The organism is Rhizobium sp. AN73, from assembly GCF_030757975.1.
Taxonomy (GTDB): Bacteria; Pseudomonadota; Alphaproteobacteria; order Rhizobiales; family Rhizobiaceae; genus Agrobacterium; species Agrobacterium arsenijevicii.
Map to the genome: position 1 here is coordinate 1,427,796 of NZ_JARWME010000001.1, position 16,445 is coordinate 1,444,240.

Here is a 16,445-nt window from a genome sequence, read left to right on the forward strand (position 1 = left end):
TGTCCTGTTGCGGAGGTGCGTTTGTTATCTCCTCAGCTCCCGGAGTTTTTCACCGGCCTCTCAGGGCCGTCGGCGCTTAATATATAGTCGTCGGCGGCGGACAGCGCGTGGTCCATGTGTCCTTCGAACACCAGTTCCGGTTCGTTTGGCGCGGTGCCGATTTTTGGCATTCCGCCGAAGCGCACGGCCTGCGATTGCGTAAGGCCGTCGTGAAGGCCGCTTTCCAGAAGATCGAAATAACGTGTGCCGGGACCGGTGATGAAAACCGGCATATGCCCATGCAGGCTGAACAGGCGCGAAAGGCCGTTGCCGAGTGCAAGCCCGGCGGTACGGAAGGCAAGCCGTGCCATGCGCGCGCCGGTGCGGGCTGAAGCGGCGATCTTGTCCACCTCGGCGATCGGTACGAATTTTGCGGGTTCGGCCTGCGGCGGAGCCTCGAAAGCCGAACGCAGGATTGCATAAAACCCGGAATAGGCCTCGATACAGCCTTTGGTGCCACAGCGGCACAACGCGCCATCGGCCAGATGAAGCATATGCCCGAAATTGGGCGCGCTGACCTCGATCGCGCCGCCGGTGGCGCGGGCAATGCCTAGTCCGATGCTGTGGCCGAGCGATAGGGTGACGAGCGCCTCCGGTGCCGGGCCGTCCTTTGCCTGCTCCCGCATCCAGATGGCCTTTGCGGCCAGCAGCGTCTCGTTGTTCAGGGTCACGCGGATGCGGCCGTCTTGCGAAATAAGCTGCTGGAAATCTATCTTTTCGTTGCCAAGCACCGGCGACCAGACGAGCACTGCCGCTGCCGCATCCACAAGGCCCTTGCTGCTGATCGAGACCTGAAGAATGTCGTACCGGTTGATGCGCGAGCGGTCCGCAAGCCTTGCGAGACCGGAGAGGATCGAACCTCCGAACGAGCCTTTTTCAGCCGTGATCCTCTGCTCGGTAAAGCGGTCCACCAGCTTGCCAGCATAATCGACCAGCGAATATTGCACGCTGTCGGAGGAGATGATGACGATGGCAACGTAGCAGAAGTCGCCGCTTGGGCCGAAGAGGATAGCGCGGCCGCCCGCGGCCGGCAGTGGCAAGTTGCTCTTTTCTGAGGATGAGACCCGCACGCTCGAGCTCCATGGTGATGGCGGAGACGGTGGCGGAGGCAAGCCCGGTGAAGGAGGACATGTCCGTATGGGAAAGGCTGCCATGAAGGCGCAGCGCTGCCATCACCGACAGGCTGTTTTTCTGGCGCACCAGTTCCGTGCTTGCAATGGCGGACATGGGCTGGGGTATGCTCCCTGAGCGGCTTTTTTCCTGTCGTGCTTATCCCCTCTGATGGCGCATACCACGGAAAGGATCAAGGCACCCGGATGCTGCCCGCAGCCGTTGTTGACAGCATGGGGAATCTCTGACATTAATTTTCTCGACTGTCGAGAAAATTGTGAAACCACAGAGACCGACAGCTTTTACCGGGCGTTTTCCCTGCATGGAGGTGCAGGCTTCGCCCTTACCGGGAGGACATCATGAATTCATTTGCCAAGCTTTTGGCGGGTACTGCTGTACTCGTTTCCCTGCACACTGCCGCCATTGCGGCTGATCTCGTCGTTGGCGTTTCCTGGTCGAATTTCCAGGAAGAGCGCTGGAAGACGGATGAGGCGGCAATCAAGGCAGCTCTCGACAAGGCCGGTGCGAAATACATTTCCGCCGATGCGCAGTCGTCCGCGGCAAAACAGCTGACCGACGTGGAATCGCTGATTTCCCAGGGCGCTAATGCGCTCATCATTCTTGCGCAGGACAGCGACGCGATTGGCCCGGCCGTTGAAAAGGCCGTCGCCGAAGGTATTCCGGTGGTTGGTTACGACCGCCTGATCGAAAACAAGAACGCCTTCTACATCACCTTCGACAACAAGGAAGTCGGACGCCTTCAGGCAGCCGAAGTCTTCAAGGTCAAGCCGGAAGGCAACTACGTCTTCATCAAGGGTTCGTCTTCCGACCCGAATGCGGACTTCCTTTTTGCCGGCCAGCAGGAAGTTCTGAAGGCTGCCGTTTCCTCGGGCAAGATCAAGAATGTCGGCGAAGCCTATACCGATGGCTGGAAGCCGGAAAATGCCCAGAAGAACATGGAACAGTTCCTGACCAAGAATAACAACAAGGTCGACGCTGTTGTCGCGTCGAACGATGGCACGGCCGGTGGCGCAATCGCTGCTCTTGCCGCGCAGGGCATGGCGGGCTCGGTTCCCGTGTCCGGTCAGGACGCAGACTTCGCCGCTCTCAACCGTGTCGCACTCGGCACGCAGACGGTATCCGTCTGGAAAGACAGCCGCGAACTCGGCAAGGAAGCGGCCGGTATTGCGCTCGCGCTGGCCGGTGGCAAGAAGATGACGGAAATCAAGGGCGTTACTGCCTTTGATGGTGGTCCGAAAAAAGTGACGATGCAGTCGGTCTTCCTCAAGCCCATCGCCATTACCAAGGACAATCTGAACGTCGTCATCGATGCCGGCTGGATCAAGAAGGAAACGGCCTGCCAGGGTGTGAAGGCCGGATCCGTCAAGGCCTGCAACTGAGACCGATAGGTTGACGTTTGGGCGCCGCGCCACGGCATGTGGCGCGGCGCCTTTCAGATGTAAGGAGGACCGGCAGTCCATGGCCGACATGACACAATCCAATTCCACAGCGTCCCCCAAGACGGAAAAGACGGGCTCGATTTCGCGTTTCATCAACGCCACGGAGCTTGATACCCGGCTGCTCGGCATGGTCGGTGCGCTTCTTCTGATCTGGATCGGTTTCCATATTCTCTCGGGCGGGCTGTTCCTGACACCGAGAAACCTCTGGAACCTCTCCGTCCAGACCGCATCCGTTGCAGTGATGGCCACAGGCATGGTGCTTGTCATCGTCACCCGCAACATTGATCTGTCGGTCGGCTCGATCCTCGGCTTTTCCGGTATGATCATGGGCGTCATGCAGGCGGAAATCCTGCCGCAGCTTCTCGGCTTCGAACACTGGGCGACATGGATCGTCACGCTTCTGGTCGGCATTCTCGTTGGCGGCGCTATCGGCATGCTGCAGGGTTCTATCATCGCCTTTCTGAATGTGCCGTCCTTCATCGTCACGCTCGGTGGCCTGCTGGTCTGGCGCGGCGGCACCTGGTTCGTTACCAGCGGCCGCACCGTGGCGCCGATGGATTCCACCTTCCGCCTGATGGGCGGCGGCACCAGCGGCTCGATCGGCGCGACATGGAGCTGGATCGCTGCCATTGTCGCCTGTGTCGCCATCGTCGCGGCAATCCTCAATTCCCGCCACCAGCGCCGCCGTTTCGGCTTTCCGCTGCGGCCGGTCTGGGCGGAATATTTTCTGGTGGCGCTCGGCTGCTTCGTCGTCGTCGGTTTCGTGGCGGTGGTCAACAGCTATCCCTGGCCGATCAACATCGCCCGCAACTATGCTGATGCCAATGGCATAACCTGGCCGGACGGTGGCCTGTTCATTCCGCACGGCATTGCCATTCCGGTGCTGATGGCGCTCGCTGTTGGTGCAGTGATGACTTTCATTGCCACGCGGCTGCGCTTCGGACGCTATGTGTTCGCCATCGGCGGCAACCCGGAAGCGGCCGAACTCGCCGGTATCAAGACCCGCTGGGTCACGGTGAAGATATTCACGCTGATGGGCGTTCTCTGCGCCATCGCGGCGGCAATCTCGACTGCCCGTCTCAATGCGGCAACCAACGCCCAGGGTGAACTGGACGAACTTTATACGATCGCGGCGGCGGTCATCGGCGGCACCTCGCTCGCCGGCGGCGTCGGCACCATAGCGGGTGCGATGCTCGGCGCGCTCGTCATGCAATCGCTGCAATCCGGCATGGTGCTCGTGGGCATCGATACGCCTTTCCAGCGCATCGTCGTTGGTGTGGTTCTGGTCGTCGCCGTCTGGCTCGACACCATCTACCGCGCCCGCGCCAAGTAAGAACCGAGGAGAACCCCAATGACGGACCAAGTCACGCCCCTCGTGGAAATGCGCAATATTTCCATTTCCTTCGGCGGTATCCATGCGGTGGAAAACGCCTCAGTCGATCTTTTCCCCGGCGAAGTGGTCGCCCTTCTCGGCCACAATGGTGCGGGCAAATCGACGCTCATCAAGATATTGTCCGGCGCATACCGGCGGGATGGGGGCGATATCCTCATCAACGGCGAGGATGTGGATATCCGCAATCCCCGCGACGCCAAGAAATACGGCATTGAAACCATCTACCAGACGCTGGCGGTGGCGGATAATGTCGATGCGGCGGCCAATCTTTATCTCGGCCGCGAGCTGAAGACGAAATGGGGCACGCTTGACGATGTCGCCATGGAAGCCTCGGCCCGCGAGGTCATGGGGCGTCTCAACCCCAATTTCCGGCGGTTCAAAGAACCGGTGAAGGCATTGTCCGGCGGCCAGCGGCAGTCTGTCGCCATTGCCCGCGCCATCCTTTTTGACGCCCGCATCCTCATCATGGACGAACCGACGGCTGCACTCGGGCCGCAGGAAACCGCGCAGGTAGGCGATCTCGTCAAGGAGCTGAAACGGCAGGGCATCGGCATCTTCCTCATCAGCCACGATATCCACGACGTCTTCGATCTGGCGGACCGGGTATTCGTGATGAAAAACGGCAAGGTGGTCGGGCATGCCCGCACGGAAGATGTGACGAAGGACGAGGTTCTCGGCATGATCATTCTGGGCAAGGTGCCGTCAGGTGCTGTGGCGGGTCCGGGCGCGGTCGTGTCCTGATACCTGCTTTCGAATGAAATAAAGATATAAAGATTTCTTTATATCTATTGACATCATGACGCCCGTGGTGAGAAATGCGGGTGTCATGGTTCTCCGGGCCTGATTGTTTCAATCCCGGAGCTAAGAGGAATCCGGTGCGCCGTTGGATCGGCAATACCGGAGCTGCCCCCGCAACTGTAAGCGGTGAGCCTTTGTCCATCAACGTCACTGGGGTGAAAGCCCCGGGAAGACGGGCAAAGGCGACGACCCGTAAGCCAGGAGACCTGCCAGGACAAAATAACGTCCACGGGCGGGGTGTCCCGGTGGTTGCTCGTTGGCCCGGCAACGGCTGGGCCCGCACGCGTCCGCTTTACCCATGCCCCCAAAACCATCTGGGGTATGACAATGTCAAACAAGACCATTCCAGTCGCATCGCTCGGATTTCCGAGGATTGGCCGCCATCGCGAACTGAAGTTCGCGCTCGAAGGCTTCTGGTCGGGAAAGATTTCCGAAGCAGAACTTCTCGAAACAGCCGCTAAGCTCCGCGCCGAAAACTGGGCGCTTCAGCAGCAAAAGGGGATTAGCCATATCCCGTCCAACGATTTTTCCCTCTACGATCATGTACTCGATACGGCCGCGATGGTCGGTGCCATCCCGTCACTCTACGGATGGACGGGCGGAGAAGTCTCGCTATCGACCTATTTCGCCATGGCGCGCGGCAGCCAAAGCGAAGGGCATGCAAGTTGCGGCCATGTGCATGAAGGACATGCGCACCAGGGTCAGGGCGTTCCGGCGCTGGAGATGACGAAGTGGTTCGACACCAATTATCATTACATGGTGCCGGAGGTTTCTGAGGATCAGCATTTCGCGCTCACCTCGCAAAAGCCGGTCGATCATTTTCTCGAGGCAAAGGCGCTCGGTATCCATACGCGCCCGGTCATTCTTGGGCCGGTCACGTTCCTGAAGCTTGCCAAGGCGCGTGAGGCAGCCTTCAAGCCACTTGATCTGTTGCCAAAACTGTTGCCCGTCTACGAAGAGTTGCTACACCGCCTGCATGCGGCCGGCGCCGACTGGGTGCAGATCGACGAACCCGTGGCCGTATTGGACCTTTCCGAGGGGGAACGCCACGCGCTGACTGTGGCCTATCAGCAATTGTCGAAAGCCGCCCCGGATCTGAAAATCCTCGTGGCCACCTATTTCGGCGGTCTCGAGGATAATCTGGAGGCCGTTGCCACACTTCCGGTCGCGGGTCTTCATGTCGATCTGGTGCGGGCACCCGGTCAGTTCGAAGCGGTGCTGAAGGCGCTGCCCGAAAGCCGTGTTCTGTCTCTCGGCGTTATCGACGGCCGCAATATCTGGCGCGCCGATCTCGCCGCGATTATCGACCGGCTGGAAGCCGCAATTGCCGTGCGGGGTGCGGAAGCGTTTCAAATCGCGCCTTCATGCTCGCTGCTGCATGTTCCGGTCGATCTTGAACTGGAAACCGGTCTCGATGCCGATCTGAAAAGCTGGCTTTCCTTTGCGACCCAGAAGCTCGGCGAGCTTGCCACGCTCGGCAGGGCGCTCGGTGAAGGCAAGGCCATCGTCGCGGCGGAACTGGAAGCCGCCTCCAGGGCAGTTGCTGCACGCGCATCCTCGTCAAAGGTGACTGATGTGGCCGTGCAGAACCGTATCGCCAAGATTAGCGAGGCCGACAGGAAGCGGACAAGCGGCTTTGCCGAGCGGCAGAAGGTGCAGTCGCAGGCAATTGCGCTACCGCTTTTCCCGACGACCACCATCGGCTCCTTCCCCCAGACGCCGGAGGTGAGAAAGGCCCGCTCCGCGCATTCGAAGGGTGCCCTGACAGATGCGCAATATGAAAGCTTCCTGCAGAAAGAAACCGAAGCGACGATCCGCTGGCAGGAGGATATCGGTCTCGACGTCCTCGTGCATGGCGAGTTCGAGCGCAACGACATGGTGCAATATTTCGGCGAGCAGCTGTCCGGCTTCGCCTTCACCCAGCATGCATGGGTGCAGAGCTACGGCTCGCGATACGTTCGCCCACCGATCATCTTCGGCGATGTGTCACGTCCGAAGCCGATGACGGTTCGCTGGTGGGAATATTCCCAGTCGCTCACCGAAAAGCCAGTCAAGGGCATGTTGACCGGCCCGGTGACGATCCTCAATTGGTCCTTCGTCCGCGACGATATTCCGCGGAGCCTGACGTGCCGGCAGATCGCACTCGCCATCCGCGACGAGGTCAATGATCTCGAGGCAGCCGGCGCGCAGATGATCCAGATCGATGAGGCAGCGCTGCGTGAAGGCCTGCCGCTTCGCCATCGCGACTGGCAGGAATATCTCGGCTGGGCGGTGGAATGCTTCCGTATTTGCTCAAGCGGCGTGGAGGACCGGACGCAGGTTCACACCCATATGTGCTATTCGGAGTTCAACCAGATCATCGATGCGATTGCGGCGATGGATGCCGATGTGATCTCCATCGAGACGTCGCGTTCGAAGATGGAATTGCTGGATGCCTTCCGGACCTACAAATATCCGAACCAGATCGGCCCCGGCGTTTACGATATCCATTCGCCGCGTGTGCCTGATGTCGGAGAAATGGTCGATCTTCTGGCGCTGGCGCGAGAGCGGCTTGACGACCGGCAGCTTTGGATCAACCCCGATTGCGGCCTGAAAACCCGCAAATGGGAAGAGGTGAGGCCGGCGCTCGTCAATATGGTCGCGGCCGCTGCCGAACTTCGGCGGGCGGTGCTTTGATATAAATCGAGGCCCGGTGAAAACCGGGCCTCGACAAACGCTTCTGTTAAAATTCTTTGGGGAGGATTATCCGAATATCTGCGCCGGATGGGTTTCGAGCCAGCCGCAACCGCATACAAACAGAACTATCCCGCGGATCTGCGCAATTGCAAACGCGGATGGTTCAATGCAGATCGGCGTGTGCGAAGCTGTTGCCGTTCATCTCTGCGCCTGCCAGCGGCAGACCCTGCAGATTGATGTCCTGAGCCAGCGACAGCAATGCCATTTCAAGGAAATAGGTCGACATGCCCAGTTCCATGGATTTAGAGCGCTGGCAAAGATAGGAAACCATCCTTCCAAGGGCCAGAATCTCGTCCGCATTGTCGTTTTCAAGTATTGCTGTGGTAGACTCCATGCTTCCCTCTCGACAGTCGACAGTATGAAAACGCGTTGATCCCGCGTTGTTCATTATTGTCCACATCGAGCGTCACGCGAGCGTCACACCTGCGTCAATCGTCGGTTTTGATGTCTGCCGAGCTGGTGTTTTCCGCCGCTTCGGTCGCTGCAAGCGACGTCACGAGGGCGACGATGCTCTTGCGCACGGTTACGCTCTTGATCCGGGCAAAGGCCTGATTGAGCGAAAACCCTTCATTCGAAGCCACGAATGACTGCATGGCATTGATGGTGCCAAGGGCCGGATTGGCGTTTCCGACATCCGGTGTCGCATTAGCGAACAACGAGCTGACGTCGACGCCGAGAACCGATGCAATGGCTTGCAGGCGGGACGCGCCGACGCGATTGGCGCCTTTTTCGTATTTCTGGACCTGCTGGAAGGTGATGCCCAACCGGCCCGCCAGCGCGCTTTGACTCATGCCGAGCGACTTGCGGCGCATTCTGATTTGTGTGCCCACATGCACATCGATCGGGCTGGGTAGTTTGGCCTGCATCATGAATTCCTCCAGTTGTGAGGTTCTTAAATCGGATATCTATCAATTAATATTGTTGAAGATAGACATTCAACACAATTTCCACGGGTATTATGAGGCGTTACTGATAAAATAAGGCGGTTTTTCGTTTATATGCTATGCCGGGTCACGGTTTATCACCTTTGTTGCACATCGCAATGCCCCGTTTCGGCTTGCAAAGTGGCTCCAGCCGGCCACACCGATGGCGTAAAAGCCGAGCTTTTCCCATATTTTCCGGTTCTCTCCGTCGAAATCGTCGAGCGCTTCCACATCGCCGAAATGCGGGATCCAGACGAATGGCCGCGTTTGGCCGGAGCGCACGATATTTTCAACAAGGACGTTATTGTAGAGCCGGGGCAGGCATTTGTTGGTATCGATGGCCGGTGAAACCGGAATAGGATTGCGCACGATGGCGAAACCTTGCCGCGCCAGCGACAGGGCCGAGGCGTCCAGTTTTCGCTTCAAATCCGTGGCGGCGCGGGCATCGCACCCAGTATGCGCCAAGGGATCGGCGACAAGCAATAGAGGGCGGTCGTCACTCCTGAGACCGGTGACCGATACGAACTGGTCGACGTGGAAACCACACTGGTGCATTTTTTCGGTAGCAATCGCCGGTAGGGGCGTTTTGATCAAGGAAAGATCGATTGTGGTCGAGGCATTGCCGAGGTCTTCCGGCCGATATCCGAAACTGTGCACGGTCCTGCTGTCGAGTGCCTGAACCCGCTGCCATTGCTGTGGGCGCTCAGTCGTCGTTTTGCTTGTGATCCCCCTGTCATCCTGCAGGCTGGAATGGCCCAGCAGCCGGAAGTCCGGGCCGACCAACTGGTTGCCGCCCGGCAAAGTGACGTGCGAAGCGGCGGTTGCAAGCCCGAGATGATTGGCGAGCCTACCGGCAACAGTGTTTTCCGCCGCCGACGCCAGTTCGGTTGCAGCCCCATCACCACCAACCCGGACGTGGAACATATCCTGTATCCACGGATGCGAAACGCTGTCGTTGCCTTCGAGCGGAACCAGTTCGACGGTACAGGGGAGTGCCAGCCTGCCGAGCCAGTTTTGAGCGGGGGCGAGACAGGTGCTATCTATCAGAACAAGGACCGTGACATCGGCAGGTAGAGCCGAAAGCAGGTTTCCGATTGGAACAAGCGGTGAAACGCCACCGTCAGCGCGGTCATCCGCAAAAAACGGTGCGGGCAGGGCAAACGCGACCGTGCGGATCGGCCCGCCGCAATCGGGCACCAGAGACGGGGGCAAGGCGGCAATCAAGACGCTTTTTCTCCCGCCGTCTGCCGCGTGGCCAATTGCTGGAAAAACACCGTGTTCTGGAATTTCCACGATTGCGGTGGCGGGGATGGGAATTCCTCGCCATTGAGTATGCCTAAAAGCCTGGCCGCATCGTTTCGTTTGACGGAAACCGCGTTTCCAGCCAGCAAGTTTGCAGTCTCGGGGCTGAGGTTTGCTTCCGCTGCAATGGAACGCCATGTTCTGCGGGTAAAATGCAGCTTGCGGGCGGAATGCAGCAGGGCGTCGTGGTCCTCGTGGGTGATAGCGTTGCGACATGCTTCCAGCGTCGCTTCGGCATCAACCAGCGCGATTGTAAGCGGGCGATAATCGAGTTCGCCGGGCGCGTGGCTTACCGCCACATCGGCGTCGGAAAACCGCTGCCCGTCGCGATAGGCCTCAAAGATTTCACCGATACCGATCATGCCGAAGGCCGCACATTCCGCGGCCCTTAGCGCCCCCATACTGGCCGCGCCGAGAACGGTGACGCCACTTGTCAGTGCAAACAGGATTTCCTTGTGCCAGACGGCGGCGCAATCGCCATAAAGGCCGTCGATCAGCCCGATTGTCCGGGCACCCTTTCGCACGGCGTCGAAAATATCGCCGCAGGCTGCGGGGCCGCGCAGGTCGAGGCCGGAAATCTGTTCGGGTGCGATGCCGTGGATGGACGGGCCTGCAAAAACCACCGGCTTCATCAAAGACCTCCGAGGTTCAGGAACCGGTCCAGTGTCCGCTGCGATATGCGCTGCAGGCCGCCGCCAGCGGGCGTGAGGCCGCTTGCCAGAACCCGCACGACATGCAGGCCGGATACGCCCGTTTCCAGCGGAAAGACATAGATATCCTCGATCCCGCCGGCGAAGAGATGCTCGGCAAGCTGACGCCATGGCGGCAAAGCCGTGTCGCGATCCACAAAATCGAGATTGACAGGACCCTTTTCCACCGGCCGCGCCGCGGACGCGGCAGGCCCCGTCGCAAACATATCCCGCTGGTAGCGCAGGGGAGAGAGATCGTCCCTTGCGCCGCTGATATCCGTCAATCGGGACTGGATTGCCTCCAGCAGCGCGGCAATCGCCGCGTCATAGGTGCCAAATCGGCAGGCAGCACCGGCAGCACTGCGGGTCGCAAGCCCGTCCTGCGCGTGGACAGACCGGGGCAGGCTTGCCATCACCACCGGCACGCCGAGCGCATTGGTGAGGTCAAAGAAGCGCGGCGGCAGTCCGATATTAGAAAGCCGCTGAACAAGGGCGTCGAAGGATGTGTTGATCCCGGCCGGGAGCAGGACCGGTTCAGGCGTGATATTGCGGGTTTCGAAGGTATCGACCAGAAAACAGGCGTCGTTTTCGATGAGTTCGAGCAGGGCGTGGAGAACCGCGTGGTCATGGTCAAAACCGGCGGCGAGACCTTGCGAACTCATGAGGAAGGTTTGCCGGTCCCAGGGGAAGTCCGCGCGGAAATCCATGCCGACCAATTCATAAGGGGCAAAAACCTCCCTTTGCTGGCGTATGGATATTCCCTTCACCCAGGCGCGCTGGTTTTGGAGATCGAGAGTGTCCGGGTCGACCCGGCCGACGGTTTCGAAAGGAACGAGGGGAACGCCCCTGTCGCGCATCTCCTTGATGGAGCCGAAAGCGGTAATATGTTTACGGGTGTCTTCGGCAACAGCGCCTTCGATTGCTTCCATGATCGCCGAAAGCCTGGCCTGCTCCGCGGCAAGTCCCTTGCCCTGCGACACCGACAGTCCGCGCGAATTGGGCCGCGCTGCAAACCACACGGGTATGCCGATGACGTCGAGACCGGTCACGTCACCGACACGGGTAATCCCGAACCGCCGAAGCAGTCCGGGATCGAAGAACGAAGCGTCCGCATGCCCTGAAGCCGCTGTCGCTGAAATGGGAGCACCGTCAGCGGTCAAGGCTGCGGGACCGCAATCAGGGTGCAGCGTTGGTGTCGTCGGCAAGGATGGCGTCGAACAGCTCGCCGGTGACGGAACCCGCCGGGCCGACGGCCTTCAGGGCCGATTCGATCGGTGCCTGTACCATGCGGTTGAAATCCCAGCCGGCGTCGATCACTTCGCCGACAAAGGCGAAATCGGCTTCGGAAACCACGGCGCCACCGGCGACGAGGGCTTCGATGCCCTGGATCTGGACCTGATCCAGCTCATTTTCCGGCAGGCCGTCCTGGCGAACGAGCATGGATTTTGCCGCCGCAGCAACACGCGCATAACCATCCACACCGGGATGGCTGGCTTCATAGGCGGCAATCGTTTCATGCGATACGGACGCAACCCTGAGCGGCGCCGTGCGAATGAAGAGAACGCCGAAACCCTTTTTTCCGACAATGAAGAAATGCGAAGACATAATAACTCCTATTTGATCCCAGCTAATCGAAGTGCGTTATAGAACTTTTCATTCGCTATCGGGTCTCGGTCTGGAGACAGGCTGCTGATCTCCCTCGCCGTCATACCCGGATAGTTTTCCTGAAGCCTGCTGCCACTTTCCTGGGCAGCGGCCAAATCGCCGTGGAGCGCATGGCTTGCGGTCAAGACGCGCAATGCCGGCTCGTCATTTTCCATCCGCGCGCATAATTCCACCGCCGCGCCGTAATCCTCGCGCTTGAACGCGATGCTGGCGCCCGCCCACCAGTAGATATCAGGCGCGAGCGGATTAAGGTCGATGGCCTGCTGAAACTTCTCCCACGCGGTCTCGGCATCGCCGAAATGCGCAAGCGCATCGGCATGCTGGAGCAGCAGGTCGGCAGAGTTGGGCGCAAGCGCCTCCGCCTCGAAGAATCTTTCGGCGGATATGTCAAAATCCCGCTGGTAGAGCGCGACCACGGCGCACATCCAGTGGCCGACGCCAAGGGCGGGGTCGATCTCGACGGAGGCGTCTGCCTCCGCCTTGGCGCGATGTAGCAAATGGGGGTCGTTGCCGCCCAGCATCAGCCATTCCAGTTGCAGGCTCTGCGCCACGCGGGCGCGGGCAACCGCCATGCTGTTGTCGAGATCGACGGCCTTGCGGAACATCGAGCGGGCTCTTCTCAGAAGCGGCAGGTCACATTTGCCGCGCAGAAGCTGCTGGCCCTCCAGCAATTGCCGGTAGGCCTCACCGCTGTGGTTGCGGTCCGGCTCCACCTGAAGCCGTTCGATCTCGCGGGCAAGCCCTGCGGCCACCTGTTTGGACAGCAGGCGAAAGGCGGCGTGAATATGCCGCGCGGTCAACACCGCCTCCAGCGACCAGACGATTTCCCCGGTCGCTTCCTCGATCAGCGCCACCGACATGCGGGCATCGTCGAATACCGTGGACATGATGCGGTAATCCGCGCGCAACATGGCGTAACTGTCGTCGGCCCGGTCGTGTGTCAGCACAAATGTGCTGTGCGGCGAGAGGACCGTGAAGGTTCGGTATCGAACCAGACTGTTGGCGACATCCTCGACAAAGGCGTTCATCACCGGCGATACCGGCAGCCCATCCACCCGCACCGGCCGGCTGAAGGCGACGCGCGGTTTTGCCATGGGTTTCCGGCGGTTGCCCTCATCCGGTTCGGCGGGGGACACTATCGTTGCGGCGAGACTTTGTATCCGCCGCCGAAGTGCCACGGTTTCGGCTTCCGGAGGGCGCTCCTCCTGGCGCAGCTGTTCCATCAGAAGCTGGAAAATTCCCTCGCAGGCGCTGGTGTTTCCCACCCGCGCATAGGCGGCCATGGCGGCGCGGTAGGTTTCCTCGCGCTCCGGCTCGATCTTCAGCGCGCATTCGGCAAGCGAGGCGATGTTGTTCGAGCTGGCGCGGCCGAAGCGCGTCAACTCCTCCAGAAGCGGCGTATAGCTTGAAAAGAACAGGTCCTTGAGACGGCGGCGTTCAGACAGCAGCCAGAGGTAAAGGTGATCCTGCCCTGCCTCCAGCCCCTCCAGCAGATCTCCGCCGAATTCGAGCAGTGCCTGCAGCCGCTGCATCGGGTCTTCGGCCCTTGCGCCGGCAAGAAAGATCGCAAGGTCGGTCCGCTGCGCCAGCTTTCCGGCCTTCAGGTCGTTTCCTTCGGTCAGAAGGATGGCGTCGTCCTCGTTGGGCAGCTTCTGAAGGCGCAGGATCAGCTGCCGCAAATTACCGAGCGCCCGTTTTTGCTCGACGTTTTCCCACAACAGCGATGCGGCCTGCTGGCGGGAAAGGGACTGGTTGGGAGCAAGGATAAGGGCGGCGGTGAGGGCAAAACCCTTGGACGGGAAAAATGCCTCCCGCACCGCATCGCAGCGCGGGGTGCCAAAAAGCCGGATCGGTATCAGTTCAGTGTTTCCAGCCACTTTTGTTCCCTCATGAATCACCATCTAACAACGTGTCCGGGAAATTGAAAGTCATCATAGCGTTCCATTTGACGCTGGTGTGACGCCGCTTGCCTATTGTCGTGAACAGAAGCGTGGATGACGGGCGGAAAACAGCAATCATGCATCAGGCAGGCATCGGGAATTTTCGAAATTGATAGCGTTTAACGGAAGCTACATGGCCTTCGAGCCGCGTACCGAACCTTACCAGCGTGCCGACGATGTCGGATATGCGGTCAGCGAATTCATGTGGTTCAAGGGCCGTCCGTTCTATCCGGTTTCGGCGCTGGCGCATGCGAAAGTTGCCCATGCCAGATTGTCGGCGGAGAAATGCGACGACGAAGACGAGGACAATATCGATATCATCTTCCGCATGCCATTGGCGGCGGGTGGGCATTTTTTCGAGATCGTGCTGCGTTCGAACGAAGGTACTTCCTACGGTGGCTGGCTGTGGGGAGAAGAGCTGGAAATACTGGATGAGGTGGTCAACGGCTACCGCGTTCTGGCAGGGAAATTCGACGACAGGCTGATCCGGTTCGAATATTCGAAGCGGTCCCAGCGCTACCGGACGGCCGAACCGCTGCCGGTGGAGAAATCCGTCTTCCTGATCCAACGGGAGGCCAAGCCTAACGTGGGCAGAAGCGATTTGTCAGGAGGCCCGGCACGTTAATGGCCGGGAGGGTGCCGATGCGTTCCGAGGGGGAACGCAAAAGCGCACGGAAAGGCGGGGGACGGCAGGCGCGGCGTACTGCGCGCGTGCCGTAAACATGCCCGGTAAAGCCATAGGTTTATCGGGAAGCATCTTTGAATATTTTCATTTTTATTGTGTGGAAGATTTGTGATGCCCAATGGAGGTAATATGCGTAACGGGCGGGTATCATCGCAACTTCTGGCGGTGAGTTGTGCCTCGGACGGTGACGTGCTTTCCCTTGAGGGGAGCGCCGACGATGCGCCGCGTCCATCCGTTCCTAACGACAGGCTTTATGTCGTGGGCGAGCCGGTTTCCAGAAGGACCTTCGTGTCTCGTCCGCCGGAAAACGACGCGGGGGAAGATGCTTTCCGCACGAGGGAAATCAGCAATACGGTTATCGACGTCGATATCAGACTTGCGAAATGGGCCTGGGCCGTGCTGGTGATCGGGCATTGCTGGCTGATCTATTTCATGGTGAACAATCTCGGTTGAGACCTCTCCCGAGGCACGGTCTTCAGCGCACTTCGCCGACGCCGTGCAGGATCATCGCCGCAGCACCAAAGGCTACGGGGTCTGTGGCAATCACTTCAGGCAGCAGGATTTTCGGCTGTATCACCTTTGCGCCGCTGAACGGGTCCGAGCGTTCGTAATCCAGCCATTCCGCCAGCCTCTCGCGCACGATCCTCGGTAAAGTGCCGCCGACAAAGATGGCGGTGGGTGCTAAAATGGCGCTGACGGCGAAGGCGAGGCGGGCGACTTCCGGCCCTGCCCGTTCAAGCCATGCGTCAAACACGGCGGGATTGCGCGACAGATAATCCGTCCAAACATCGGGTGCGCGCCCTGAAGGTATCTCTCCCACATGTGCGAGGCACCATACCGCCAGGTCTTCGTGGGAGGGACGCGAGATACCACGGCCGCGCAAGGCGCCGATCTCGCCGGCATTGCCGAGATAACCGCGATAAAGCTCATTCCTGATGATGATGCCGCCGCCGATCCCCTCGGACAGATAGAGATAGGCAAAATTTTCGTGTCCACCGGCATTGCCAAGCGTGAGTTCACCCATGGCGGCGGCATTGGCATCGTTCTCGATGATGACCGGGCAGCGCAGCGCCTCGCGCAGCATGGCGGAAAGGTCCGAGCCCGCCCAGGAAATCACCTCTTCGGCAAGATCGAGCGACATGGCTTCCTTGCGAAAACGGGTCGGCATGGCTATCGCCGCGCCGATCAGCTCACTTCTGTCGATCGCGTTTTTTGTCAGCAGTTCTTCGGATCCGTCCTGAAGCGCCCGCTGGACATCGGAAAACGCATCATAGGAGCCGCGCATCTGCAATTCGCCGACGATCTCCCCGCCGAAATTCAACAGCGTCAACATCACCGAATAGCGGTTGGCGTGCGCGCCAAGGGCGTAACCAACGGTTTTCTTGAGCGTGAGGTCGATATGGGGAGCGCCGCGGCCTTCCTGCCGGCGCGCGCCTTCCTCGATGATGCCGCGCTCGAGCAGATTGCGTGTCATCATGCTGACGGCGGCCGGCGTTATGCTGCAGTACTCGGCAAGCTCGACGCGTGAGGCCGAGCCCTTGCGCCTGATGTATCCCAGAAGCGCCCCCTGTGTTGCGCCAATGCCTGCCAGCCCGCCGTTCCGTCTCTCGGTCAAAATTCCGCTCTCCCCAGCTTTATCCAAGGAAATGTCATGAAGCTGTTAATTAAGCAACTTAATTAAATAATCAGTTTCAACGGGAATGGA

14 protein-coding genes, 1 pseudogene and 1 riboswitch are annotated in these 16,445 nt (G+C 59.7%); of the genes and pseudogenes, 6 read left to right on the forward strand and 9 right to left on the reverse strand.

Annotation, left to right across the window (positions count from 1 at the left end):
* Nucleotides 1–32: 32 nt before the first annotated feature.
* Nucleotides 33–1,266: pseudogene (locus RBH10_RS06330) on the reverse strand (ROK family protein).
* Nucleotides 1,267–1,508: 242 nt separating this feature from the next.
* Between RBH10_RS06330 and xylF the strand changes: the two are divergent.
* The 4 genes from xylF to metE all read left to right on the forward strand — a co-directional run bounded on the left by xylF (nucleotide 1,509) and on the right by metE (nucleotide 7,476).
* Nucleotides 1,509–2,549 (forward strand): D-xylose ABC transporter substrate-binding protein, encoded by a 1,041-nt coding sequence (gene xylF, locus RBH10_RS06335; protein WP_281037782.1) that lies wholly within the window; start codon nucleotides 1,509–1,511, stop codon nucleotides 2,547–2,549.
* A 79-nt stretch (nucleotides 2,550–2,628) separates the two neighbouring features.
* Nucleotides 2,629–3,942 (forward strand): sugar ABC transporter permease, encoded by a 1,314-nt coding sequence (locus RBH10_RS06340; RefSeq protein ID WP_045018917.1) that lies wholly within the window; start codon nucleotides 2,629–2,631, stop codon nucleotides 3,940–3,942.
* Nucleotides 3,943–3,960: 18 nt separating this feature from the next.
* Nucleotides 3,961–4,743, forward strand: coding sequence for an ATP-binding cassette domain-containing protein (locus RBH10_RS06345; RefSeq protein WP_111833909.1), 783 nt, complete (start codon nucleotides 3,961–3,963; stop codon nucleotides 4,741–4,743).
* 69 nt (nucleotides 4,744–4,812) lie between these two features.
* A riboswitch (cobalamin riboswitch) is annotated at nucleotides 4,813–5,029 on the forward strand.
* A gap of 98 nt (nucleotides 5,030–5,127) precedes the next feature.
* Nucleotides 5,128–7,476 (forward strand): 5-methyltetrahydropteroyltriglutamate--homocysteine S-methyltransferase, encoded by a 2,349-nt coding sequence (gene metE, locus RBH10_RS06350; protein ID WP_281037781.1) that lies wholly within the window; start codon nucleotides 5,128–5,130, stop codon nucleotides 7,474–7,476.
* Between the two features lie 163 nt (nucleotides 7,477–7,639).
* Here metE and RBH10_RS06355 read toward each other — a convergent pair whose 3' ends face one another.
* The 7 genes from RBH10_RS06355 to RBH10_RS06385 all read right to left on the reverse strand — a co-directional run bounded on the left by RBH10_RS06355 (nucleotide 7,640) and on the right by RBH10_RS06385 (nucleotide 14,016).
* Complete coding sequence (locus tag RBH10_RS06355) at nucleotides 7,640–7,870, reverse strand: hypothetical protein (protein WP_045018911.1); 231 nt, start codon at nucleotides 7,868–7,870, stop codon at nucleotides 7,640–7,642.
* Between the two features lie 94 nt (nucleotides 7,871–7,964).
* Nucleotides 7,965–8,402, reverse strand: a complete 438-nt coding sequence (locus tag RBH10_RS06360; RefSeq protein ID WP_281037847.1) for a helix-turn-helix domain-containing protein — start codon at nucleotides 8,400–8,402, stop codon at nucleotides 7,965–7,967.
* Between the two features lie 135 nt (nucleotides 8,403–8,537).
* Entirely contained in the window at nucleotides 8,538–9,683 is a 1,146-nt protein-coding gene (locus RBH10_RS06365; protein WP_281037780.1) for a hypothetical protein, read from the reverse strand.
* Nucleotides 9,680–10,393 (reverse strand): TfuA-like protein, encoded by a 714-nt coding sequence (locus RBH10_RS06370; RefSeq protein WP_281037779.1) that lies wholly within the window; start codon nucleotides 10,391–10,393, stop codon nucleotides 9,680–9,682. Before RBH10_RS06370 ends, RBH10_RS06365 begins: the two co-directional genes overlap by 4 nt.
* On the reverse strand, nucleotides 10,393–11,589 hold the full coding sequence (locus RBH10_RS06375) for a YcaO-like family protein (RefSeq protein WP_281037846.1): 1,197 nt from the start codon (nucleotides 11,587–11,589) through the stop codon (nucleotides 10,393–10,395). Before RBH10_RS06375 ends, RBH10_RS06370 begins: the two co-directional genes overlap by 1 nt.
* 37 nt (nucleotides 11,590–11,626) lie before the next feature.
* On the reverse strand, nucleotides 11,627–12,055 hold the full coding sequence (locus RBH10_RS06380) for a hypothetical protein (protein WP_281037778.1): 429 nt from the start codon (nucleotides 12,053–12,055) through the stop codon (nucleotides 11,627–11,629).
* Nucleotides 12,056–12,063: 8 nt separating this feature from the next.
* Nucleotides 12,064–14,016, reverse strand: coding sequence for a BTAD domain-containing putative transcriptional regulator (locus tag RBH10_RS06385; RefSeq protein ID WP_281037777.1), 1,953 nt, complete (start codon nucleotides 14,014–14,016; stop codon nucleotides 12,064–12,066).
* A 172-nt stretch (nucleotides 14,017–14,188) separates the two neighbouring features.
* On the opposite strand from RBH10_RS06385, the gene RBH10_RS06390 reads away from it, so the two are divergent.
* Together RBH10_RS06390 and RBH10_RS06395 are read left to right on the forward strand one after the other, a co-directional pair.
* The gene (locus tag RBH10_RS06390) at nucleotides 14,189–14,680 is read left to right on the forward strand and encodes a hypothetical protein (protein WP_281037776.1); all 492 of its coding nucleotides are present in this window, start codon (nucleotides 14,189–14,191) and stop codon (nucleotides 14,678–14,680) included.
* 189 nt (nucleotides 14,681–14,869) lie between these two features.
* A complete protein-coding gene (locus RBH10_RS06395) occupies nucleotides 14,870–15,193 on the forward strand; it encodes a hypothetical protein (RefSeq protein WP_281037775.1) in 324 nt (107 codons plus the stop codon).
* Between the two features lie 22 nt (nucleotides 15,194–15,215).
* Here RBH10_RS06395 and RBH10_RS06400 read toward each other — a convergent pair whose 3' ends face one another.
* The gene (locus RBH10_RS06400) at nucleotides 15,216–16,355 is read right to left on the reverse strand and encodes an ROK family transcriptional regulator (RefSeq protein WP_281037774.1); all 1,140 of its coding nucleotides are present in this window, start codon (nucleotides 16,353–16,355) and stop codon (nucleotides 15,216–15,218) included.
* Between the last annotated feature and the right edge of the window lie 90 nt (nucleotides 16,356–16,445).